We start from the raw sequence: 22,200 nt of genomic DNA on the forward strand, positions 1-22,200 counted from the left end.
TTACACCGATGCCTTTTTTTGCCGCATGGCAATCGGGCCGGCATTAGTTTCCACAGCGCGCTTCAGGGTCGGGCACAGGCCTAGCATGAACGCAGCTTCCGCGACCACGAACAGCGGCCCGATGATCAGGCCACTCACGTCGTCAACAAATGCCGGTTTGCGGCCTTCGTAGTAATGGCCGATGAACTGGATGATCCAGCCCACCACGAACGCTCCCAGCCCGGCGCCGAGCCATAGCGTTGTCGACTGCACTGCCAGCGCCTCACCGACCCACAGGCACAGGCCCAGCAACAGCCCCATCACCAGCCCGAAGCGCAGGTCCAGGCGCAAGTAGAACCACACAGACGCCGCCGCTGCCACCAGGGCAGGGGACAGCCACATGCCAGCTATCTCCCAGCCTGGGCGTGAAAGCAGGATGGTGACTGCCAGCACGATCATGGGGATGCCGACGAAGTGGGTGGCGATATTGCGCGGATCGCGGTGGTAGTTGGCGTATTGGCTCAGGTGGTCGACGAGGGTTTTCATTGTTGTGCCTCCCTGTTCTGCTTTGTTTCACCTGTACCTGATAGTGATCAGGATAGCCTGCAGTCACCACCATCATCAGCTCAGCGAATGGCGGCAGCGTGCACTGGCAAATTCATGGCAGGGATTTCATCAAGCTGTTGCAAATCATGCCTTCAAAAAAGGGGCATGGATTTTTATGGCTTCAGGTCATTTGAGGAGGCGTCTGGCCTCCTCGCGGGTTTATCCGCGAAGAGGCCATTTGATTCACAGAAGATTCAGCGGATAACTCACGATCAAGCGGTTCTCATCGAACGCGTTGGTGCTGAAGTCGCGACGCATGGTCGAGTTGCGCCATTTCACCGACAGGTCCTTGAAGCTGCCCGACTGCACGACATAGGCCAGCTCTGTTTCCCGCGCCCATTCCTTGCCATCGTCCACGCTGCCCACGGTGACGTTGTCACCCTTGATATAGCGGTTCATCAGGGTCAGGCCGGGTACGCCGACGGTGGCGAAGTTGAAGTCATGGCGAACCTGCCAGGAACGCTCCTTGGCATTGTCGAAGCTTGAATTGTAGCTGTCGTTGGCCAGGGTACCGCCACTGGTGGCATTGACCCGCATCCAGGCATCGTCGCCGCTGACTTTCTGCAGGCCAACGTAAAAGGTGTGGCCTTGGTAGCGCGCCGAAAGCAAGGCGGAGGCGGTGCGGTTGTCCAGCTTGCCGGCCCGTTCGGCGCCATCTTCCTTGCCAATGAAATAGCCCAGGTTGGCGCCCAGCGTCCAGTCGCCCAGCGGCTGGCTGTGCGTCAGGTTGAGGTATTGCTGGCGGTAGATGTCCTTGAGCTGGGCATCCCACAGCCCGATCATGGTGCGCTTGTCGTTGAAGGTGTACTCACCGCCGCCGAAGTTGAAACGGTCGGAGGTGAAGGCGGCTTTGCCGTTGAGCGACATGTCTTCCATGCTGGCATCGTTGCGCGGGCTGTTGCCGCGGAACTGGCCGGCGTACAGGGTCAGGCCGGCGATTTCCTTGGAGGTCAGCTGGCCACCGCGGAAGGTTTGCGGCAGTGAGCGGCCATCGTCCGAACGCAGGATTGGCAGTACCGGCATCCATTCACCGACCTTCAGCTCGGTTTCGGACAGCTTGGCCTTCAGCGCCACACCCAGCCGACCAAAGTCATCGGCCGGGCGGCCGTCGCCATGCACGGGCAGCAGGTGAGTGTTGGTGGTGCCTTTGCCGCCGTCGAGCTTGACCGAGTACAGGCCCAGTACGTCCACGCCGAAACCGACCGTGCCCTGGGTGAAACCGGAACGGGCATCGAGGATGAAGCTTTGTGTCCATTCCTCGGCCTTGCCCTGTGGGTGGGCCGGGTCGACGAAGTTGCGGTTGATGTAGAAGTTGCGCAGGTTGAGGGTGGCCTTGGCGTCCTCGATGAAACCACCTTCGTTGGCGGCGAATGCGGGGAGGGCGCAGGACATGGCCAACAGGCCAGGCAGCAGCTGACGTGCGGGTAGCGAAATGCTCATCTGTCGTGGATCTCTTGTTTTTATGGTCGAGCCGGTGCACTGCGGGATCGGGCCTGCAGGTGCGGGTGTCTTTGATGAACTTGAGTAAGGTTGCGTGGGGGGATGGTGCGGGGTAGTGCGGGGGTGAGGCAATTCGCCGCAAACGGAACGGGGCGATAATCGAACGGAATGTTCCGGTTGGTTAATAACTCTCCTGTGCTGGCCTCTTCGCGGGTAAACCCGCTCCTACAACGGCTTGCGCCCAACCACCGATATGTGTCCACCACACGATCCGTGTAGGAGCGGGTTCACCCGCGAATACGGTGGTGGCTGCGACGGTGAATCGCCAGGGGATACTGGCCAGCCGGCCCGGCCCTTGCGCGGGCTCGTCCGCAAAAAGGCCGGCACAGGCAGTAAAAAGCAAAGCCCACCGCTAAGGGTGGGCTTTCTACTTTTGTAACAAGGCCGATCAGCCTTTCGGTGTTTCCACCGATGCCTGCTGGTTGGCCTGCCCGGTCTGCTCGTACCAGCCACCGCCAAGCGCCTTGTACAGGTTGACCTCGCTGGTCAGCTGCGACAGGCGGTCTCCGATCAGCGCTTGCTGGGCACTGAACAGGTTGCGTTGGGCATCGAGGAAGGTCAGGTTGCTGTCAATCCCGATGCGGTAACGGCGTTCGGCCAAGCGGTAGTAGTCCTGGTTCGCCTGCACCAGGTCGCGCTGGGCCTGCAACTGCTCTTCGAAGGTCTTGCGTGCCGCCAGGCCATCGGAGACTTCCTGGAAGGCCGTCTGGATGGTTTTTTCGTACTTGGCGACGTTGATGTCCTTCTGGATTTTCGAGTAGTCCAGGCTGGCTTTCAGGCTACCGGCGTTGAAGATCGGCAGGTTGATCTGCGGCTGGAACAGCCAGGTGCCCTGGCCGCCCGCGAACAGGTGGCCCATGTCGGGGCTCAGGCTGCCGGCGTTCGCGGTCAGGCTGATGCTCGGGAAGAACGCTGCGCGGGCTGCACCAATGTTGGCGTTGGCAGCCTTGAGCAGGTGCTCGGCTTCCTGAATGTCCGGGCGACGCTGAAGGATATCCGATGGCAGGCCGGCCGGTACTTCGGCCAGTTGGTCGGCATCAAGCTCCAGCGGCTTGGCCAGGTCGGCAGGAATGCCGGTGCCCAGCAGCACGGTCAGGCTGTTGACGTCCTGGGCGACCAGGCGCTGGTACTGCGAGTACTTGACCCTGGCGCCTTCCACGGCGGTACGCGCCTGGCTGACGTCCAGGGCCGATGCCACGCCGACCTCGTTGCTGCGACGGGTGAGGTTGTAGCTTTCCTCGTAGGTCTTCAGCGTTTCTTCGGTCAGCTTGAACAGGGCCTGGTCGGCCTGCCAGGTGTAGTAGGCGTTGGCCACGCTGGCGACCAGGGCAATTTGCGTGGAACGACGCGCCTGCTCGCTGGAGAGGTAGGTTTCCAGGGCCTGCTCGGTCAGGCTGCGCACGCGGCCGAACAGGTCCAGCTCGTAGGCGCTGACGCCCAAGGTGGCCGAGTACTGGCTGGTGATGCCAGATTCGCCTGTTTGCGACATGTTCGCCGGGACACGCTGGCGGCTGCCGCTGCCGGTGGCCGAAACCGCCGGGAACAGGTCGGCGCGCTGAATGCGGTATTGCGCACGGTAGGCCTCGAGGTTCAACGCCGCGACGCGCAGGTCGCGGTTATTGACCAGCGAGGTCTGGATCAGCTGTTGCAGCGCCGGGTCGTGGAAGAACTGGCGCCAGCCCTGTTCAGCAGCGGCAACATCCGCTGATTGCGTCGGCGAGTAAGCAGGGCCTTGCGGCCACTGCGCAGCCACCGGCGCCTCTGGGGTCTGGTAGTCAGGGATCAGCGAGCAGCCGCCAAGAATGAAAGCGGTTACCGCCAGGGACAACAAAGACTTGGTCATTGCCCAGCCTCATAACGTGGATTTTCAGGGGTGACGTCTTTTTCCGGCTCTTTGCTGCCGAACAGCGACGACACTGCGACGAAGAACAGTGGTACCCAGAAGATAGCCAGCACGGTCGCACTGATCATACCGCCGATCACGCCAGTACCGATGGCGTGCTGGCTGCCGGCGCCGGCGCCGCTGGCGATGGTCAACGGCACCACGCCCAGGATGAACGCCAGCGAGGTCATGATGATCGGGCGCAGACGCATGCGGCACGCTTCGATCGCTGCGTCGTACAGGCTACGGCCTTGTTCGTGCAGCTCCTTGGCGAATTCCACGATCAAAATGGCGTTTTTCGCCGCAAGACCGATGGTGGTCAACAGGCCAACCAGGAAGTACACGTCGTTGGACAGGCCGCGCAGGCTGGTGGCGATCAGTGCACCGATGATGCCCAGCGGTACCACCAGCACCACAGCGATCGGGATCGACCAGCTTTCGTACAGGGCCGCCAGGCACAGGAACACGAACAGCACCGAGAGGGCGAACAGCGCCGGCATCTGCGAGCCGGAGAGTTTTTCCTCGTAGGACATGCCGGTCCAGGAGAAGCCGATACCGCTCGGCAGCTCGCCTGCAATGCGCTCGACCTCGGCCATGGCTTCACCGGTACTGTAACCAGGCGCCGGTGCACCGAGGATTTCCATCGCTTCGACACCGTTGTAACGCGACAGCTTCGGCGAACCGTAGGTCCATTCGCCTTTGGCGAAGGAGGAGAACGGCACCATCTCGCCTGCGCCGTTGCGCACGTACCATTTTTGCAGGTCTTCCGGGCTCATCCGCGCGCTGGGTTCGCCCTGGATGTACACCTTCTTGACCCGGCCACGGTCGATGAAGTCGTTGACGTAGCTGGCACCCAAGGCAATCGACAGGGTGTTGTTGATGTCGGCAATGGTCACGCCCAAGGCGCTGGCACGTTCGTCATCAATGGTCAGTTGGTACTGCGGTTCATCGTTCAGGCCGTTCGGGCGCACGGCGCTGAGGATCTTGCTCTGCGCAGCTTTGGCCAGGAACTGGTTGCGTGCCTCCATCAACTTCGCGTGGCCGACACCGCCGCGGTCCTGAAGGAACACGTCGAAGCCGGTGGCGTTACCCAGTTCAAGCACCGCTGGCGGGGCGAAGGCGAACACCATCGCATCGCGGAAGGTGAAGAAGTGCTGCTGGGCGCGCTGGGCCAGGGCGAACACGCTGTTTTCCTTCGAGCGTTCATCCCAGGGTTTGAGCATGATGAAGGCCATGCCTGAGCTCTGGCCGCGGCCTGCGAAGTTGAAACCGTTGACCGTGAACACCGACGATACGGTATCGGCTTCGTCCTTGAGCAGGTATTCACGCATCTGGTCGACCACGACCTGCGTGCGCTCGGCACTGGAACCGGCCGGGGTCTGCACCTGAGCGAACAGTACGCCCTGGTCTTCTTCTGGCAGGAACGCGGTAGGGATGCGGGCGAACAGCCAGATCATGCCGACCACGATCAGCGCATAGGCCAGCAGGAATGGCACCTTGTTGCGCAGGATGGTGCCTACGCTACGCTCGTAGCCGTTGACGCTGCGGTCGAAGTTGCGGTTGAACCAGCCAAAGAAGCCGCCTTTGGCAGTGTGGTGCTCGCCCTTCTTCAGCGGTTTGAGCATGGTTGCGCAGAGCGCCGGGGTGAAGATAAGCGCAACCAGCACCGACAGGCCCATGGCCGAGACGATGGTGATGGAGAACTGCCGGTAAATCACACCCGTGGAGCCGCCAAAGAACGCCATGGGCAGCAGTACGGCCGAGAGCACCAGGGCGATACCCACCAGGGCGCCCTGGATCTGTTCCATCGAGCGCTTGGTCGCTTCCTTGGGCGGCAAGCCTTCTTCGGACATGACCCGCTCGACGTTCTCCACCACGACGATGGCGTCGTCCACCAGCAAGCCGATGGCCAGGACCATGGCGAACATGGTCAGGGTGTTGATGCTGAAGCCCGCGGCGGCAAGGATACCGAAGGTACCCAGCAATACGACCGGTACGGTCATGGTGGTGATGATGGTGGCGCGGAAGTTCTGCAGGAACAGGTACATCACCAGGAACACCAGCACCACGGCTTCGATCAGGGTGTGGATCACGCCGCTGATCGATTCGGTGACCACGGGGGTGGTGTCATACGGGAATACCGCCTTGACCCCCGGCGGGAAGAACGGTTCCAGGCTTTTGATGGTCTCGCGCAGTGCCTTGGCGGTGTCCAGGGCGTTGGCGCCGGTTGCCAGTTTTACCGCCAGGCCGGAAGCCGGCTTGCCGTTGAACTGGGCGCTGACTGCGTAGTTTTCACCCCCCAGGCCCACTTGGGCGACGTCACCCAGACGCACCTGTGAACCGTCTTTGTTGACCTTGAGCAGAATGTTCTCGAACTGCTCGGCGGTTTGCAGGCGGGTCTTGCCGATGATGGTGGCGTTCAGCTGTGTGCCCGGCAGGGCTGGCAGGCCGCCGAGCTGGCCGGAAGACACCTGCACGTTCTGTGCGGCCACAGCGGTCTTGACGTCGACCGGGGTCAGCTGGAACTTGTTCAGCTTGGCCGGATCGAGCCAGATACGCATGGCGTACTGCGCACCGAACACCTGGAAGTCACCTACACCCGCGGTACGCGAGATCGGGTCCTGCATGTTCGAGACGATGTAGTTGGCCAGGTCGTCCTTGGTCATGCTGCCGTCTTCGGAGACCAGACCAATCACCAGCAGGAAGTTCTTCACTGCTTTGGTGACGCGGATACCTTGCTGCTGCACTTCCTGCGGCAGCAGCGGGGTGGCAAGGTTCAGCTTGTTCTGTACCTGTACCTGCGCGGTGTCGGGGTTGGTACCCTGTTCGAAGGTGGCGGTAATGGTCATGCTGCCGTCGGAGTTACTTTCCGACGACACATAACGCAGGTTGTCGATACCGTTGAGCTGCTGCTCGATCACCTGCACCACGGTGTCCTGCACGGTTTGCGCCGAGGCGCCCGGGTAGGTCACGGCGATGGCGATGGCCGGCGGCGCGATACTGGGGTACTGGTTGATCGGCAGCTTCAGGATAGACAAGGCCCCGACCAGCATGATCACCAAGGCGATCACCCAGGCGAAGATCGGGCGATCGATAAAGAACTTCGACATGGTTTACTCCGCTTTGGCGTCTGCTTTCGCCGCGTTGGCCTGATCAGGGCCGGCCGGCTTCTTGACGTTGGTGGCATCGCTGACCTTCACCTCGACGCCTGGGCGCACGTACTGCAGCCCTTCGGTGATCAGGCGGTCACCCGGGTTGAGGCCTTCCTCGATCAGCCAGTCGCTACCCAAGGTACGGCTGGCCTTGAGCTGGCGCAGTTCGACCTTGTTCTCCTGGTTGACCACCAGGGCGGTGGGTGCGCCTTTGAGGTCGCGGGTCACGCCTTGTTGCGGTGCCAGGATGGCGTTGGCGTTGACCCCGGCCTTGAGCCGCGCATGCACGAACATGCCTGGCAGCAGGGTGTGATCGGGGTTGGGGAACAGCGCGCGCAGGGTCACCGAGCCGGTGGTCTCGTCCACCGCGACTTCGGAGAACTCCAGGCGGCCTTCCTGCTTGAACAGGCTGCCGTCTTCCAGTACCAGCTGAACCGAGGCGGCGTTGTCGCCGGCCTTCTTCAGCTGGCCGCTTTCCAGGTCACGGCGCAGCTTGAGCAGCTCGGCGGTGGACTGGGTAACGTCGACATAAATAGGATCGAGCTGCTGGATGGTGGCCATGGCGTCGGTCTGGCCATTGCTCACCAGTGCACCCTCGGTGAACGAAGAGCGACCGATACGGCCGCTGATTGGCGCCAGAACCTTGGTGTAGCGCAGGTCGATCTGTGCGCTCTTGAGCGAAGCCTCAGCCTGCAATCGTTTGGCATTGGCGTCGTCGTACTCCTGTTTGGAGACGGCCTGTTCGTCAATCAGTTGCTTGTAACGTTCGGCCAGTGAGCGTGTAGCCAGCAGGTTGGCCTTGGCATTGGCCAGGGTGGCTTCGTACACGGCAGGGTCGATCTGATACAACTGCTGGCCTTCCTTGACCTCACTGCCTTCCTTGAACAGGCGCTTGAGGATGATGCCGTTGACCTGCGGGCGCACTTCGGCGACGCGGTAGGCACTGGTTCGCCCCGGCAATTCCGAGGTGAGGGTGAAGGCTTGCGGCTGGATGGTCACGACGCCGACCTGAGGAGCCTGCGCCGCTGGCGCTGCTTCTTCTTTCTTACAGCCACTGAGCAGGGTTGCCAGGGCGACGGCGGAAACCAGAGCGGTAACGGCTGGCTTGAATTGCATGAGGATCCTCGGGTCGCTGGAGCAGGGAGACGCTCAAGAGTAATGGAAGAGATCTTGATCTGGAAAAAATGCTATCCGGTGGATAAATAGCTTGCTAAGGAATATACTTACATTCATGGTTGTTTGTAAATACTGCTGGGTGGTACTCAGGTACAGCCTCAGCGCTTGATTAGCTTATCCGAGAGGCCCCGGCAGAGGTGCCCCCGGAGCGTTCCCCGCACGCGCTGCGCGTTCGGGCCAGATGAGGTTGTACTGCCATGGTCCGTCGAACCAAAGAAGAAGCCCAGGAAACCCGTGCCCAGATCATCGAGGCGGCGGAAAGGGCCTTCTACAAGCGCGGGGTTGCGCGAACCACCCTGGCCGACATCGCCGAACTGGCGGGTGTGACGCGGGGGGCGATCTACTGGCACTTCAACAACAAGGCCGAGCTGGTGCAGGCGTTGCTCGACAGCCTGCACGAGACCCATGACCATTTGGCGCGGGCGAGCGAAAGCGAGGATGAAGTCGACCCGCTTGGCTGAATGCGCAAGCTGCTGTTGCAAGTGTTCAACGAGCTGGTGCTCGATGCCCGAACCCGGCGTATCAATGAAATCCTGCATCACAAGTGCGAGTTCACCGATGACATGTGTGAAATTCGCCAGCAGCGCCAGAATGCGGTGCTGGATTGCCACAAGGGCATCACCCTGGCGCTGGCCAATGCCGTACGCCGGGGCCAGTTGCCTGGCGAGCTGGATGCCGAGCGCGCGGCGGTGGCCATGTTTGCCTATGTCGATGGCCTGATCGGGCGCTGGCTATTGCTGCCTGACAGTGTCGATCTGTTGGGTGATGTCGAAAAATGGGTCGACACCGGGCTGGATATGCTGCGCTTGAGCCCGGCTCTGCGCAAATGACACTTTGTTAAGGATTGTGAGGGAGTGTTTCCCCTTTGTGTTAAGGGGAGATTAAGGTCGCCGCCGCCTTGCAGCTGTTCGCACCACAAGTCGGCAGCGCGTGTGCAAACTTCAGCGGCCGCGCAATTGCCGGTCAGGCAAAGCAAATGCCGCGAACAGTCCCAGCACCGCGACGAGCGCACTCCCCATCAGCAGTTGCCTGAACGTCTCCAGCAACCGCCCTTGAGTCACCAGATCCACCTCTGCGGCCTTCAAACTCCCCAGCAACGCATTACCCGGCAATTCGAAACCCCCTTGAAGCAGCAGTGTCAGCAACAGGCTGGACATGCACGCTACGCCCATGGCTCCGCCCAGCGAGCGGAACAGGTTGGTGGTGCTGGTGGCCACGCCGATGTCCCTGCTGGCCACCGCGCTTTGTGTGCCCACCAGTGAGGTCGGGAATTGCAGCCCGCAGGCTATACCGGTCAGCAGCATGCACAGCGCACTGAGCAACGCTGATTGCGGCGGAGTCAGTGCCATCGCGAAAATGGCCACTGGCATCAGCAGTGCACCGGCCAGGATCTGTGGCTTGTAGCGCCCGGTCCGGCTGGTCATGCGGCCACCTGTGAAGGCGCCCATGGGCAGCCCCATGGCCAGCGGCAGCAGATGCAGGGCGGCGCTGTCGGCACCGGCGCCGGTAATGCTCTGGTAACGCAAGGGCATGAGCATGGTCAGGGAAATGGACTGGAAGCTGGCGAAGAAGATCACCGCCCAGCACAGCACTGCCACACGGTTGCCAAACAGGCTGAGCGGCAGCAGCGGCTCTGGGCAGCGGCGTTCGTGTGCGATGAAAAGCGCCAGGCCCAGTAGGGCGCAGCCGAACAGCGCCAGCACGGCCGGGTCGGCCCAGGCGTGGCCCTGGCCCACCAAGGTGATGCCCAGCAGCAGGCTGCCAAGGCCGAGAATCAACAGCATGGCGCCAAGGTAGTCCACCTGTGCCTCGCGACGCTGCACCGGCATGTCAGCGAGCGCACGGCGAATGGCCCACAAGGCGACCAGCCCCAGCGGCAGGTTGATCCAGAACACCCAGCGCCACGACAGGTACTCGGTCAACCAGCCGCCCAGCACTGGCCCGGCCACGCTGGCCGCAGCGTACATGCTGCTGAAGTAGCCCTGGTAGCGGCCGCGTTCGCGTGGGGGCACGAAGTCGCCAATGATTGCCTGGCTCACCGAGACCATCCCGCCTGCGCCGATACCCTGCAGTACCCGGGCCAGCACCAGTTGCGGCATGTCCTGGGCCATGGCGCAGGCAATGGAGGCCAGGGTGAACAGGCTGATGCCGGTGAGGATCATCCGGCGCCGGCCGTAAAGGTCGCCCAGTTTGCCGTAGATCGGCACGGCCACGGTCATGGCCACCATATAACCGGAGATGACCCAGGCCAGCAGGCCGACATCGCTGAACTGCGCCGAGATGGCGGGCAGCGAGACGGCGACGATGGTCTGGTCCAGTGCGCCGAGGAAGATGGCCAGCATCAGGGCGGTGAGCACGTTGCGCAGGGCGGTGGGGGGCAGGGCGGCGGTCACGGGAATACCTTGTTTGTCTATGGCGGCCCCTTCACGGGCAAGCCTGCTCTCACAGAAGCCCTCGGATTGTAACCTGAGTTAGGTAGCTTCCTATGTACTATCTGCATCCCCTATGCAAGATCGGCATTGGCGCATTCATCCAGTGCGGCATGGCTGCGTGATATCGTTGGTATGCCACAGAGGCTGAAATCCGGGGCTTGCACCAGGTTGGTGCAGCATATTGACTCAGGTTTTTCAGTCCGCTGTCTCCCACACCTTTTATTCCTCTGCCTGCATGTCGAGCATGACCGCCCAGATGGCGACGGTTGGAACAGGTCAGGTAGACCCGATTACAGGGGTCGGTAGTTACCGTTCAAATTTCAACTTTTTTGCGGAGTGATCATGCCCAAGGCTTCCCACCAAGATCTGCGTTTTGCCTTCCGCGAGCTGCTCGCTTCGGGTTCGTGTTTCCACACTGCCTCGGTGTTCGACCCGATGTCGGCACGCATTGCCGCAGACCTGGGCTTCGAAGTCGGTATCCTCGGCGGTTCGGTCGCTTCGTTGCAGGTACTGGCTGCTCCAGACTTCGCTCTGATCACCCTCAGCGAGTTCGTCGAGCAGGCCACCCGCATTGGTCGGGTCGCGCAACTGCCGGTACTGGCCGACGCCGACCATGGCTATGGCAACGCACTGAACGTGATGCGCACGGTGATCGAACTGGAGCGCGCCGGTGTGGCCGCACTGACCATCGAGGACACCCTGCTGCCTGCCCAGTTCGGGCGCAAGTCCACTGACCTGATCCCGGTCGAGGAGGGCGTTGGCAAGATCCGCGCGGCGCTGGAGGCACGAGTCGATTCGTCCCTGTCGATCATTGCCCGTACCAACGCGGGCGTACTCAGCACCGAAGAAATCATCGTGCGTACCCAGAGCTACCAGAAGGCGGGCGCTGATGGCATCTGCATGGTCGGGGTCAAAGACTTCGAGCAGCTCGAGCAGATTGCCGAGCACCTGACTGTGCCGCTGATGCTGGTTACCTATGGCAACCCGAACCTGCGCGATGACGAGCGCCTGGCGCGTCTGGGCGTGCGCATCGTGGTCGATGGCCATGCGGCTTACTTTGCCGCGATCAAGGCCACTTACGACTGCCTGCGGCTGCAGCGTGGTCGGCAGAACAAGTCGGAAAACCTCAGTGCCACCGAACTCTCGCACACCTACACCCAGCCTGAAGACTACATCCGCTGGGCCAAGGAATACATGAGCGTCGAAGAGTGATCAGCAGGGCGCCGTCCATTCAACGGACGGCGCTCAAGGTTGCACTGTGAGGCACGCAATGTGCCTGCTCGCAACTATTGGCGATGCTGGGCTGGCTGCGTAGCAGTTCGGCGCGCCAGCAGGCTGAGCCATACAGCCCTGCGGCAGCGGTAAGGGCCATGACAAGGGCGACTCTTCTGGATTTGATGCCCATGGTGCTCACCTCCCGTGACAGCGATAGGGGTGTACGCCACTAGTATAGATCCCGATCCCACGCCGGTTCGTCCTTGAAACGCTGCACCAGGAAATCCAGCATGCTGCGCAAGGTCGCCGGCATGTGTTTGCGCGACGTATACACCGCATTCAGGTTCAGTTCCCGCGGTTTGGCCTCGGGCAGCAGACGCACCAGTTCACCCCGGCGTATGGCGTCTGCGGCCTGGTAGGTTGGCAGCATGGTGATACCTGCGCCAGCCAGCGCAGCCCTTTGCAGGGTCATCACCTCGTTGGCACTGATGTTTCCGGATACGGGCACGGCGACCTGCTGGCCGGCTACCGTGAAATGCCACAAGCTGTGTCCGAAGTAGGCATGGGTCAGGCAGTTGTGCCGGCTCAGTTCCTCAACCCGTTGCGGCGTGCCTCGCTCATTCAGGTAGGCGGGTGCCGCGCACACGACCGAGCGGCACACACTCAGGCGCCGGGCGATGAGGCTGGGGTCCACGTCATTGCTGGTGCGAATGGCCAGGTCGATGCGCTCGTCCACCAGGTTGACGGTGCGGTCGAGCATCTGCAGTTCTACCTTCACGTCAGGAAAGCGCCGCACATAGGCGGCCACTGCATCCACCAGCTGTGCCTGGCCGAATGAGGTACTGACGCTGATACGCAGTGCCCCCCTTGGTGCGTCTTCCGGCTGCTGCACGGCGGCCTGCAGGTCGCCGGCCAGTTCCAGCAGTTGCCGGCAGCGAGGCAGGGTTTCCTGGCCGGCTGCCGTGAGGCTGAGCTTGCGCGTGGTTCGCTGCATCAGCCGCGTGCCAACCCAGTCTTCCAACTCTGCCAGGTAGCGCGACACGACCGGCCGCGATAATTGCAGATAATCCGCCGCCGCCGACTGGCTGCCCAGGTCGATGACTGTGACGAATACACGCATGGCGTTGAGACGGTCCATGATTTGCCCGATTTCAGAAACAAACTATGTCTGAGCATCGCATTTTTTGTGACGAATCGGGTAACTAAGCTATGCGCATTGTTTGGTAGAAGGCGTTACCCGAAGCCGGCAGACGAGAGCCTTGGCGCTGGCGGCGAAGGTCACCAAGGGCGGTCATTCCGTTCAACTGATGGAGAGTATTTCATGAGCAAGATCGCAATCATCGGTGCCACCGGCCGTGCTGGCAGCCAGTTACTGGAAGAGGCCCTGCGCCGTGGTCACCGTGTACTGGCCATAGCCCGCGACCCTTCCACGCTTGAAGGGCGTGAGGGTGTGACCGTCAAGTCGCTGGATGCCACGGACAGCGCGGCCCTGCAGGCAGCGGTCGCAGGTATGGACGCTGTGTTGAGTGCCGCGCATTTCTCGACAATGGAGCCGCACGCCATCATCGAGCCGGTGAAGCGCGCCGGGGTCAAGCGCCTGCTGGTGGTGGGTGGCGCCGGTAGCTTGTTGCTGCCGTCAGGGCACCGGGTGATCGACAGCCCGGATTTCCCGGAGGCGTATAAAGCCGAGGCCAGTGCCGGCGTGCGTTTTCTGGAGGCGCTGCGGCGCGAGCCGAACCTGGACTGGACCTTCCTTTCGCCTTCGGCTGAGTTCGTTGAGGGTGAGCGCAGAGGTCACTATACGCTGGGCAAGGATCATCTGTTGATCGGTGCGGACGGCAAGAGCTGGATCACGTTTGCCGACTATGCGATTGCCATGCTGGATGAGCTGGAGAAGCCGCAGCACTCGCGGCAACGGTTCACAGTCGGCTATTGAGTCGCCTGCGTTGCGGGCATGCCCGCTCCCATGGGTACCGTACAGCTACCAAGGCCTGTGCAAACCTGTGGGAGCGGGCGAGCCTGCGAAAGGGCCGTCACAGGCTGGCCTGGCCCTCCAGCCAGTCCAGCAATTCCAGCAGCCCCGGCGGTACGCTCCTGGCCTGGCTCACCAGGTAATACCCCTTGCCTGTCAGCACCTTCAGCGCAAACGGCATGCACAACCGCCCACCGCGCAGGTCATCGCCAATCAGCGACCAGTCACCGATTGCCACCCCGGTCCCCTGCGAGGCCATGGCCATCGCCATGTCCAGTGTCTCGAAATGTTGTTTAGGCCCATGTGTGGCGAGCGTCACTCCAGCCGCCTGCAACCACAACCGCCAGTCGTGTTCATCCCGCGAGGGATGCAGCAACATATGTCGTGCCAGGTCTTCCACCTGCTGCAACGGCACTGGCCCTTCACGCAGTGACGGTGCGCACACTGGGGTCAGCTGCTCATCGAACAGCTTGCGCACCTGCAGCCCGTGGTTCGGCGCATCGCCGTAGACCACTGCCGCATCGAAGCCCTCGCGACGGAAATCCACCCCGTGCTGCACGGTCGTGGTCAGCTCAACCGGCACATCCGGGCGCAGTGCCTGCCACTCCATCAGACGCGGCAGCAGCCAGCGCATTACGCAGGTTGGTGCCTTCAGCTGCAAGGTAGTGCTGTGCTCACCCACCTCGCGTACCCCTTGTTCGATCAGGGCGAACACCTGCTGCACCCGTGGCAGCCAGTCCAGGCCTTCACGGGTCAGGCTCAACCCACGCGCCTCGCGCTTGAACAGGGCATAACCGAGGTGTTCTTCGAGGGCTGCAATCTGGCGGCTGACAGCGCCCTGGGTGATGTGCAACTGCTGCCCGGCGCGGGTGAAGTTGCAGTGCTGGGCGGTGACCAGAAACGTGTGCAGGGCAGGCAGGGGCGGGAGGCGTTTCATTGCAGTAAGCCATGATCACAGGACATGGCTAGTATGTGTTTTTTTACATTGTGGCGATAGCCGTGGCTTGGGTCCAATAAGGGCATACCCCAACACGATTCATGGTGATCCCTGATGGCAACCTGCGGCGAAGTACTGGTCAAACTCCTTGAAGGCTATGGCGTCGATCATGTCTTCGGCATCCCCGGTGTACATACCGTGGAGCTCTATCGTGGCCTGGCGGGCTCTTCCATTCGCCACATCACCCCACGTCATGAGCAAGGTGCTGGGTTCATGGCTGACGGCTATGCGCGCACCCGCGGCAAACCCGGGGTGTGCTTCATTATCACCGGCCCGGGCATGACCAATATCACCACTGCCATGGGCCAGGCCTATGCCGACTCGATCCCGATGCTGGTGATTTCCAGCGTGCAGTCCCGTGACCAGCTGGGCGGTGGCCGTGGCAAGCTGCACGAACTGCCCAACCAAGCCGCGCTGGTATCGGGTGTGGCGGCGTTTTCCCACACCTTGATGAGTGCAGCCGACTTGCCGCAGGTGCTGGCCCGGGCATTTGCCGTGTTCGACAGTGCCCGGCCACGCCCGGTGCATATCGAAATCCCGCTCGATGTGCTGGTTGAACCGGCCGACTTCCTGCTGCCGGGCCGCCCTGTACGGGGCAGTCGGGCAGGGGCTGCACCGCAGGCAGTGGCGCAGATGGCTGAGCGACTGGCCAGTGCACGTCGGCCGCTGATTCTGGCCGGTGGCGGGGCGTTGGCTGCGGGCGCTGCGCTGGCACGCCTGGCCGAACACCTTCAGGCCCCGGTGGCGCTGACCATCAATGCCAAAGGCTTGCTGCCTGCCAGCCACCCATTGCAGATCGGCTCGACCCAGTCGTTACCCGCCACACGGGCGCTGGTGGCCGAGGCCGACGTGGTGCTGGCGATCGGTACCGAACTGGCTGAAACCGATTATGACGTGACCTTCAAGGGAGGCTTCGAGATCCCGGGCAGGCTGCTGCGCATTGACATCGACCCGGACCAGACCGTGCGTAATTATCTGCCGGAGCTGGCGCTGGTAGCCGATGCCGAGCTGGCAGCCGAAGCGCTGCTCGGTGCCCTGCAAGCTCAGCCGCAGCCAGTGCACGAAAGCACTTGGGGCGTGGCCCGCGTGGCCGACCTGCGCAAGGTCCTGGCGGCAAACTGGGACCAGCCCACCCTGAGCCAGACGCGTTTGCTGAGCGCCATACTGGAGCGCCTGCCTGATGCGATTCTGGTGGGCGACTCGACCCAACCTGTGTACACCGGCAACCTGACACTCGACATGGAGCAGCCACGCCGCTGGTTCAACGCCTCGACCGGTTACGGCACCTTGGGTTATGCGTTGCCAGCAGCCATGGGCGCCTGGTTGGGCAGTGCCGAGCAGGCCGTCGAACGCGCTCCGGCGGTGTGCCTGATTGGTGATGGTGGTTTGCAGTTCACCCTGCCGGAACTGGCCAGTGCAGTGGAGGCACAGGTACCGCTGATCGTGCTGCTGTGGAATAACCAGGGGTACGAGGAAATCAAGAAATACATGGTCAATCGGACGATCGAGCCGGTCGGGGTGGATATCCATACCCCGGATTTCATCGGCGTGGCGCGAGCGTTGGGCGCGGCAGCAGAGAACGTGGCCGATATTGCCCAATTGCAGGCCGCGCTCGGGCAAGCGGTGGAGCGCAAGGGGCCGACCTTGATTCAGGTGGACCAGAATCAGTGGCAGGCCGCGGTGTTGGGTTGAAGCATTGCGATTGCCTGTAGCGGCCGCTTCGCGGGTTCACCCGCTCCTGCAGGTGCCACGCAATTTTCGCATGTGTGCAAAAACCTGTAGGAGCGGGTTTACCCGCGAAAGCGCCGGTGCAGGCGAGTGTTGAGCTTCAGACCGCAGTAGCCCGCAACCGAGCCACATCGCGAATTGGCGGCGCGCCGTAAAGCCGGCTGTATTCACGGCTGAATTGCGACGGGCTTTCATAACCCACCCGATAAGCCGCCACCGCCGCCTCCAGCCCGTCGTTCAACATCAGCCGCCGCGCCTCTTGCAGGCGCAGTTGCTTCTGGTACTGAAGCGGGCTCATCGAGGTCACGGCCTTGAAGCGGTGGTGCAAGGTCGAGGTGCTGAGGTTGACCTCACGGGCCAGGTCCTCGATACGCAGCGGCTGTTGGAAGTTGTTGTTGAGCCAAGTGATGGCCTGGCAAACCCGGTGGGTCTGGCTGTTGGCCAAGGCAATTTCATACAGCCGGTAACCCTGCGGCCCACGCAGCAGGCGGTAGAGAATCTCGCGGCGGAACAGCGGCGCCAGCATTGCGATGTCGCGCGGGGTGTCCAGCAGCCGCAGCAACCGCAGCAGGGCATCGAGTAACGCGGCATCAGTTCTTTCCACATACAAACCCCGGCCGGAAGGTCGATTGGGTACCAGCATCGGTCCGCTCTCGGCGATCAGCTGGCTGATCTCGGCCGGGTCCAGGTCCATGCGCAGGCCCAGGCTTGGGTTCTCGGGGCTGGCATCCAGCCTCACGGCACTGAGTGGCAAGGTCACCGAAACGACCATGTAATGCAGTGGGTCGTAGGCGTATTGCTCGTCACCCAGGAACAGGCTTTTGCTGCCCTGGGCAAGGATGCACAGGGCAGGCTGCGCCAGGGTGGGTACAGAACGCACATTTTCGGTGTAACGCACCAGGTACAGGTCATCGATGGCCGATGCTGGGCCATAGGGCTCGCCCGCGTGGCGGTTGATCAGCTCGGCCAGCTCCAGGCGCTGCAGTTCCAGGGTCGGTTCGGTGGACGTGGCGGTGGTCATGATGGCTTTCCTCTGCTGACCGACGCAGCATAGGTTTGGGCAAAGACGGGCGCTAGTCGAAAGCTGCATGTCGATTGCCTGATCCTGCCGCGCTACAGGATCAGGCAATCGACATGCAGTAATGGCCTAACGCGCCGCGCGGGTGAGCGCCTAACCTTGGCAGCCTGGCCTTTCCGTCCGCCTGCTTCAAGGAGATTGTGCAATGACCCTTAAACAACCGGTCACCCACCTTGCTTTCATCCGTGCCAGCAGCGGGCGCTCGGCAGAGCTGGGCGCGCGCCTGCGTGACCTGCTCGAGCCCTCGCTGCGTGCACCGGGATGCCTGAGTTTCACCGTGCAGCGTTCTCAGGCTGATGCTGACCTGTGGTTGCTCAGCGGAAGCTGGCAGGACCAGCAGGCGATGAGTGGCTACTTTGCTTCACCGACACTGGAGGTGTTCGGTGAGCTGGTGCAGGCTCAGGTGGTCAGCAGCCTGGACTTGCATACCTTCGATTGAGCGTGGATGAGGTAAAGTGACGCCCTTGTTCAATCACGCGGACAGCAACATGGCACGTAGGGAATTCACTCATTTCGAAGCGGTATCGGCGATGGTGCCGGTGGACGGTGGCGGCTACAACGCGGCCATCGCAGTCAAAGCCTTGGGCATGGGCGGCGCGCCGCGTTTTCACAAGGTTCTCGACGGGCAGGTGTTCAAGGGCGCTGTGGCCGCCGACGAAGCGGCCACCGCCGAGCTGCAACGCCTGCAGGGCGTCAGCGAAGAGGGTGAGCTGGTCTGGTGATCAGGCCGGCGGCCGGGCCATCTTGAACAGGTTGCCCAGCTCGAAATAATCCGCCGGGCCACCCCCACGCAGGATCGGCTCGGCGGCAGCGGTATCGTAGATGCCGTTGTTCAACAGGTGCTCGGCAATGTGCACCGCCACCACTTCCCCAAGGATCAGCCAGCTGGGCACCTCTTGCTGGTCGGCGCGCTTGAGCTGGACGATCTGGCTGACCTTGCACTCGAAGGCTACCGGCGTTTCACCCACGCGCGGCACCTTGACGATGCTAGACGGTGCGGCAGTGAGGCCGCTCAATTCGAATTCGTTCACTTCGGCAGCAACCGGTGCGCAGCTCAGGTTCATTTGCTCGGCCAGTGGGCGGGTGGCCAGGTTCCAGACGAACTCACCGGTCTGCTCGATGTTGTTCAGGCTGTCTTTGCGCCCGACGCTGCAGAAACCGATGATCGGCGGGATGTAGTTGAACGCATTGAAGAAGCTGTAAGGCGCCAGATTCAGGCGGCCTTCGCGGTCCTGAGAGGAGATCCAGCCGATAGGGCGGGGACCGACGATGGCATTGAACGGGTCGTGCGGCAGGCCGTGGCCTTTGGCGGGTTCGTAGTAATACATCTGTGCTGGGCTTGTTGGCCCTACCTCCTGGTGGACAAGGTGCCTAGTGTGCCAAGCCTGAGCTCGTGTGCAAATGATCAAGCCCGGCCGAAGCCGGGCTGGGTGCTCGCAATCAGGTATCAGCTGATGCGGTGCGCGTTGGTGCGGTCGAAGCCGTCTTCAGCGAAGCGCTGGCCGCCGGTGCGGTCGAAGCCGTCTTCGGCGAAGCGTTGGCCACCGGTGCGGTCGAAGCCGTCTTCAGCGAAGCGTTGGCCGCCGGTGCGGTCGAAGCCGTCTTCAGCGAAGCGTTGGCCACCGGTGCGGTCGAAGCCGTCTTCGGCGAAGCGCTGGCCACCGGTGCGGTCGAAGCCGTCTTCGGCGAAGCGCTGGCCGCCGGTGCGGTCGAAGCCGTCTTCAGCGTAGCTGGCTTGCTGGGTTTGAACCGCGGCAAAGGTGTGAGCGTCGGTCCGGTCGAAGCCATCTTCGGCGAAGGCGCCAGCTGCGAAAACCGAGAGGGCCAGGGTAAGGATCAGTTTGTTTTTCATGGTTGCTGCTCCGAGGGTGCGAGAGGTTGTTTGTTTCTATGGGTTTAATCCTACGCCTATAAATTTGATTAAAAAGCGCAAATAATAGCGCATAAAAATCGAATAAATAGATGTGTCTGTGTGCGCTGCGCGTGAGTCAGGCAGCGGGGTCATCCACTCGCTGCAAGCACTCGCGTCGTCGTTTTCTCAGCCATTGCAGATTGAAGAGCGGGAATTAATGGGGCGTTAAGAACGAAATATCTTGTTTCAAAGTTCTATCAACGCTTTTTTCATGCGTCACCAACCGTTTTTTCAGATGCACCTCAGCACCATCGCCGCACCTTAGACTGGAGCGGCACAACAATGAACAAACTCCCGCAAATCACCTTGGCCTTCTGGGTCATGAAGATCTGCGCAACTACCCTTGGCGAAACGGCAGGCGACTTGCTGTCGATGACGTTGAACATCGGCTATGCACTTAGCTCGTTGATGCTGATCAGCGTGTTCCTGCTGACCTTGGTCGGCCAGCTTTACTCACGCCGCTACCACCCGATGTTGTATTGGCTGGTGATTCTCTCCACCAGTACCGCTGGCACCACCATCTCCGACTTCATGGACCGCACCCTGGGCCTGGGTTATGCCACGGGATCGGCCCTCCTCATCGGCATCCTGCTGCTTACCTTCCTGGCCTGGCGCCTTAGCGGCAACCCGCTGGATGTCAACCGCATCAAGAACCGAACGGGCGAGCTGTTCTACTGGGTGGCAATCCTGTTTTCCAACACCCTTGGCACAGCGCTGGGCGACTACCTGGCCGATGACTCGGGGCTGGGCTTTGCCGGCGGTGCGCTGTTGATTGGCAGTACCATTGCACTGGTGGTGGTCGCCCGCTACTGGACGCGTATTCCCGGCGTGGTGTTGTTCTGGGTCGCGTTCGTGCTCACCCGGCCGTTTGGCGCCACCTTGGGCGACTTCCTCACCAAACCCCATGAAAAGGGCGGCCTGGACTTCGGCACGGTCGGCTCTTCGGCTGTGCTGGGCGGGGTGTTGCTGGTGCTGGTGCTGATGGCCAACTGGTCTCAGCGTCGTGACCCGCGACAGGCGCTTGAGATGTCCTGAACCGGCTTTCAGGTACGAGTGAGCCGAATAGAATGTTTAGTCAGCGACATAAGTGCTGATCGAACAAATGAAAAGGGCGCACCTGAAACGGTGCGCCCTTTTCATTTCGGCTTCGCATTCACTCAGTGGTAATCCGCGAGTGCTGCTTGGTGTCTTTCATGGTCGCGTAAACCAGCAGCGAGCAGGCGATACAGGCGGTGACATACCAGTAAAAGCCGCTCTCCATCCCAGCGCTTTTGAACCACAGGGCCACGTATTCGGCGGTGCCACCGAAGATCGACACGGTCAGGGCATACGGCAGGCCCACGCCCAGGGCGCGAATCTCGGTAGGGAACAGCTCGGCTTTGACCACGGCGTTGATCGAGGTATAGCCGCTTACGATGATCAGTGCGGCCATGATCAGGAAGAACGCACCCCACCAGGTCTGGATGGTGTGCAGGGTGCTGAGGATGGGGACGGTGAACAGGGTGCCGAGCACACCGAAGGCGATCAGGATCGGACGGCGGCCGATCTTGTCGGACAGACCACCGATCACTGGCTGCAGGCACATGAACAGGAACAGCGTGGCGGCCGAGATGGTGGTTGAGTCACTGATGCTCATGCCCACGGTGTTGACCAGGTATTTCTGCATGTAGGTGGTGTAGGTGTAGAAGGCCAGGGTGCCGCCCATGGTCAGGCCAACGACGGTCATCAGCTCCTTGGGGTGACGCAGCAGGGTGCGCATCAGGCTTTCCTTGGCCTTTTCCTTCTTGGTGAACGAGGCGGTTTCTTCCATGCCACGACGCAGGTACAGGGCCACCACGGCGCACAGCGCACCGATCACGAACGGCACGCGCCAGCCCCAGGCGTACAACTGCTCGGTGGTCAGGGTCTGTTGCAGGATGATCAGTACCGCCAGGGCGATGAGCTGGCCAGAGATCAGGGTCACGTACTGGAAGCTGGAGAAGAAACCACGGCGCTCCTTGCTGGCCATTTCGCTGAGGTAGGTGGCCGAGGTGCCGTATTCACCACCCACCGACAGGCCCTGCAGCAGGCGCGCGATGACCAGCAGGACAGGTGCGGCGACGCCGATGGTTTCATAACCTGGGGTCAGGGCGATGACCAGCGAGCCTGCGCACATGAGCAGTACCGACGCCATCAGCGCGGCCTTGCGGCCCTTGCGGTCGGCGTACAGGCCCATCAGCCAGCCACCGATCGGGCGCATGAGGAAGCCCACGGCGAAGATCGCAGCGGTATTTAGCAGTTGTGCGGTGGAGTCGCCGGCGGGGAAGAAGGCCTTGGCGAAGTACAGCGAGAATGCGGCGTAGACGTACCAGTCGTACCATTCGACCATGTTGCCGATGGACCCGCTGAAAATCGACTTCAGGCGGCTGGCGGTGGTTTTTTCTGCGGCAGGCGCGGTGGCCGCCCCGGCGGGCAGGGAGGTGGCGTTATCCATCAGGGATACCTTCTCGTTGTTTTTGTGGAGCGCGCCGTGGCGCAGCTTGCCAAGGCAATTGCAGAAGGTGTGCCAAATGGGGGCGGGCTGATTCATTT

Annotated in this window: 19 protein-coding genes and 1 pseudogene; 7 read left to right on the forward strand and 13 right to left on the reverse strand. The window is 61.9% G+C overall.

The features are described from left to right. From ACK59Z_RS07875 to ttgA, 5 genes are all read right to left on the reverse strand, one after another. Entirely contained in the window at positions 1–525 is a 525-nt protein-coding gene (locus ACK59Z_RS07875; RefSeq protein ID WP_003251951.1) for a DUF962 domain-containing protein, read from the reverse strand. A gap of 243 nt (positions 526–768) precedes the next feature. Then, a complete protein-coding gene (locus ACK59Z_RS07880; protein WP_409292742.1) occupies positions 769–2,025 on the reverse strand; it encodes an OprD family porin in 1,257 nt (418 codons plus the stop codon). Positions 2,026–2,473: 448 nt separating this feature from the next. Then, on the reverse strand, positions 2,474–3,928 hold the full coding sequence (locus ACK59Z_RS07885; RefSeq protein ID WP_108191232.1) for an AdeC/AdeK/OprM family multidrug efflux complex outer membrane factor: 1,455 nt from the start codon (positions 3,926–3,928) through the stop codon (positions 2,474–2,476). Beyond that, positions 3,925–7,077, reverse strand: coding sequence for a multidrug efflux RND transporter permease subunit TtgB (gene ttgB / locus ACK59Z_RS07890; RefSeq protein ID WP_003251956.1), 3,153 nt, complete (start codon positions 7,075–7,077; stop codon positions 3,925–3,927). The genes ACK59Z_RS07885 and ttgB overlap by 4 nt, the downstream gene beginning before the upstream one ends. A gap of 3 nt (positions 7,078–7,080) precedes the next feature. Then, a complete protein-coding gene (gene ttgA, locus ACK59Z_RS07895) occupies positions 7,081–8,235 on the reverse strand; it encodes a toluene efflux RND transporter periplasmic adaptor subunit TtgA (protein ID WP_003251957.1) in 1,155 nt (384 codons plus the stop codon). A gap of 257 nt (positions 8,236–8,492) precedes the next feature. Between ttgA and ttgR the strand changes: the two are divergent. Next, a pseudogene (gene ttgR / locus ACK59Z_RS07900) lies at positions 8,493–9,125 on the forward strand (efflux transport transcriptional regulator TtgR). A gap of 111 nt (positions 9,126–9,236) precedes the next feature. On the opposite strand, the gene ACK59Z_RS07905 reads toward ttgR, so the two are convergent. Continuing rightward, positions 9,237–10,688 carry an MDR family MFS transporter gene (locus ACK59Z_RS07905; RefSeq protein WP_108191230.1) on the reverse strand — a complete coding sequence of 484 codons (1,452 nt, stop codon included), beginning with the start codon at positions 10,686–10,688 and terminating at the stop codon, positions 9,237–9,239. 381 nt (positions 10,689–11,069) lie between these two features. Between ACK59Z_RS07905 and ACK59Z_RS07910 the strand changes: the two genes are divergently transcribed. Beyond that, positions 11,070–11,939, forward strand: coding sequence for an oxaloacetate decarboxylase (locus ACK59Z_RS07910; RefSeq protein WP_003251963.1), 870 nt, complete (start codon positions 11,070–11,072; stop codon positions 11,937–11,939). A gap of 19 nt (positions 11,940–11,958) precedes the next feature. Here ACK59Z_RS07910 and ACK59Z_RS07915 read toward each other — a convergent pair whose 3' ends face one another. Both ACK59Z_RS07915 and ACK59Z_RS07920 read right to left on the reverse strand, forming a co-directional pair. Then, on the reverse strand, positions 11,959–12,132 hold the full coding sequence (locus tag ACK59Z_RS07915; RefSeq protein WP_409292746.1) for a hypothetical protein: 174 nt from the start codon (positions 12,130–12,132) through the stop codon (positions 11,959–11,961). A 39-nt stretch (positions 12,133–12,171) separates the two neighbouring features. Then, a complete protein-coding gene (locus ACK59Z_RS07920) occupies positions 12,172–13,080 on the reverse strand; it encodes a LysR family transcriptional regulator (RefSeq protein ID WP_108191228.1) in 909 nt (302 codons plus the stop codon). A 183-nt stretch (positions 13,081–13,263) separates the two neighbouring features. On the opposite strand from ACK59Z_RS07920, the gene ACK59Z_RS07925 reads away from it, so the two are divergent. Further along, positions 13,264–13,878, forward strand: a complete 615-nt coding sequence (locus ACK59Z_RS07925) for an NAD(P)-dependent oxidoreductase (RefSeq protein WP_003251968.1) — start codon at positions 13,264–13,266, stop codon at positions 13,876–13,878. Positions 13,879–13,975: 97 nt separating this feature from the next. On the opposite strand, the gene ACK59Z_RS07930 is transcribed toward ACK59Z_RS07925, so the two are convergent. Next, positions 13,976–14,851, reverse strand: coding sequence for a LysR substrate-binding domain-containing protein (locus ACK59Z_RS07930; RefSeq protein WP_108191226.1), 876 nt, complete (start codon positions 14,849–14,851; stop codon positions 13,976–13,978). 114 nt (positions 14,852–14,965) lie between these two features. Here ACK59Z_RS07930 and ACK59Z_RS07935 point away from each other — a divergent pair, with 114 nt between their 5' ends. Beyond that, entirely contained in the window at positions 14,966–16,603 is a 1,638-nt protein-coding gene (locus tag ACK59Z_RS07935) for a 5-guanidino-2-oxopentanoate decarboxylase (RefSeq protein ID WP_108191225.1), read from the forward strand. 136 nt (positions 16,604–16,739) lie between these two features. Here ACK59Z_RS07935 and ACK59Z_RS07940 read toward each other — a convergent pair whose 3' ends face one another. Beyond that, positions 16,740–17,660, reverse strand: coding sequence for an AraC family transcriptional regulator (locus tag ACK59Z_RS07940; protein WP_003251974.1), 921 nt, complete (start codon positions 17,658–17,660; stop codon positions 16,740–16,742). 202 nt (positions 17,661–17,862) lie between these two features. On the opposite strand from ACK59Z_RS07940, the gene ACK59Z_RS07945 reads away from it, so the two are divergent. Together ACK59Z_RS07945 and ACK59Z_RS07950 are read left to right on the forward strand one after the other, a co-directional pair. Continuing rightward, a complete protein-coding gene (locus ACK59Z_RS07945) occupies positions 17,863–18,156 on the forward strand; it encodes a putative quinol monooxygenase (protein ID WP_003251976.1) in 294 nt (97 codons plus the stop codon). A gap of 16 nt (positions 18,157–18,172) precedes the next feature. Next, positions 18,173–18,439, forward strand: a complete 267-nt coding sequence (locus ACK59Z_RS07950) for a hypothetical protein (protein ID WP_108191223.1) — start codon at positions 18,173–18,175, stop codon at positions 18,437–18,439. On the opposite strand, the gene ACK59Z_RS07955 is transcribed toward ACK59Z_RS07950, so the two are convergent. Continuing rightward, entirely contained in the window at positions 18,440–19,045 is a 606-nt protein-coding gene (locus tag ACK59Z_RS07955; RefSeq protein ID WP_004575149.1) for a flavin reductase family protein, read from the reverse strand. It abuts the gene before it with no gap. A gap of 119 nt (positions 19,046–19,164) precedes the next feature. Further along, positions 19,165–19,569 (reverse strand): heme utilization protein, encoded by a 405-nt coding sequence (locus ACK59Z_RS07960; protein ID WP_270103261.1) that lies wholly within the window; start codon positions 19,567–19,569, stop codon positions 19,165–19,167. Between the two features lie 342 nt (positions 19,570–19,911). On the opposite strand from ACK59Z_RS07960, the gene ACK59Z_RS07965 reads away from it, so the two are divergent. Then, positions 19,912–20,664: a hypothetical protein gene (locus ACK59Z_RS07965; protein ID WP_108191221.1), complete on the forward strand. Its 753-nt coding sequence runs from the start codon at positions 19,912–19,914 to the stop codon at positions 20,662–20,664. A 118-nt stretch (positions 20,665–20,782) separates the two neighbouring features. Here ACK59Z_RS07965 and ACK59Z_RS07970 read toward each other — a convergent pair whose 3' ends face one another. Then, positions 20,783–22,102, reverse strand: coding sequence for an MFS transporter (locus tag ACK59Z_RS07970; RefSeq protein ID WP_108191247.1), 1,320 nt, complete (start codon positions 22,100–22,102; stop codon positions 20,783–20,785). Positions 22,103–22,200: the final 98 nt, after the last annotated feature.

The sequence above is a fragment of the Pseudomonas sp. KCJK9058 genome (assembly GCF_046230975.1).
Classification (GTDB): Bacteria; Pseudomonadota; Gammaproteobacteria; order Pseudomonadales; family Pseudomonadaceae; genus Aquipseudomonas; species Aquipseudomonas alloputida.

Coding starts and splice junctions, on each gene's coding strand:
- ACK59Z_RS07875 (WP_003251951.1), bottom strand. CDS start 525: ATGAAAACCCTCGTCGACCACCTGAGCCAATACGCCAACTACCACCGC.
- ACK59Z_RS07880 (WP_409292742.1), bottom strand. CDS start 2,025: ATGAGCATTTCGCTACCCGCACGTCAGCTGCTGCCTGGCCTGTTGGCC.
- ACK59Z_RS07885 (WP_108191232.1), bottom strand. CDS start 3,928: ATGACCAAGTCTTTGTTGTCCCTGGCGGTAACCGCTTTCATTCTTGGC.
- ttgB (WP_003251956.1), bottom strand. CDS start 7,077: ATGTCGAAGTTCTTTATCGATCGCCCGATCTTCGCCTGGGTGATCGCC.
- ttgA (WP_003251957.1), bottom strand. CDS start 8,235: ATGCAATTCAAGCCAGCCGTTACCGCTCTGGTTTCCGCCGTCGCCCTG.
- ACK59Z_RS07910 (WP_003251963.1), top strand. CDS start 11,070: ATGCCCAAGGCTTCCCACCAAGATCTGCGTTTTGCCTTCCGCGAGCTG.
- ACK59Z_RS07915 (WP_409292746.1), bottom strand. CDS start 12,132: ATGGGCATCAAATCCAGAAGAGTCGCCCTTGTCATGGCCCTTACCGCT.
- ACK59Z_RS07920 (WP_108191228.1), bottom strand. CDS start 13,080: ATGGACCGTCTCAACGCCATGCGTGTATTCGTCACAGTCATCGACCTG.
- ACK59Z_RS07925 (WP_003251968.1), top strand. CDS start 13,264: ATGAGCAAGATCGCAATCATCGGTGCCACCGGCCGTGCTGGCAGCCAG.
- ACK59Z_RS07930 (WP_108191226.1), bottom strand. CDS start 14,851: ATGAAACGCCTCCCGCCCCTGCCTGCCCTGCACACGTTTCTGGTCACC.
- ACK59Z_RS07935 (WP_108191225.1), top strand. CDS start 14,966: ATGGCAACCTGCGGCGAAGTACTGGTCAAACTCCTTGAAGGCTATGGC.
- ACK59Z_RS07940 (WP_003251974.1), bottom strand. CDS start 17,660: ATGACCACCGCCACGTCCACCGAACCGACCCTGGAACTGCAGCGCCTG.
- ACK59Z_RS07945 (WP_003251976.1), top strand. CDS start 17,863: ATGACCCTTAAACAACCGGTCACCCACCTTGCTTTCATCCGTGCCAGC.
- ACK59Z_RS07955 (WP_004575149.1), bottom strand. CDS start 19,045: ATGTATTACTACGAACCCGCCAAAGGCCACGGCCTGCCGCACGACCCG.
- ACK59Z_RS07960 (WP_270103261.1), bottom strand. CDS start 19,569: ATGAAAAACAAACTGATCCTTACCCTGGCCCTCTCGGTTTTCGCAGCT.
- ACK59Z_RS07965 (WP_108191221.1), top strand. CDS start 19,912: ATGAACAAACTCCCGCAAATCACCTTGGCCTTCTGGGTCATGAAGATC.
- ACK59Z_RS07970 (WP_108191247.1), bottom strand. CDS start 22,102: ATGGATAACGCCACCTCCCTGCCCGCCGGGGCGGCCACCGCGCCTGCC.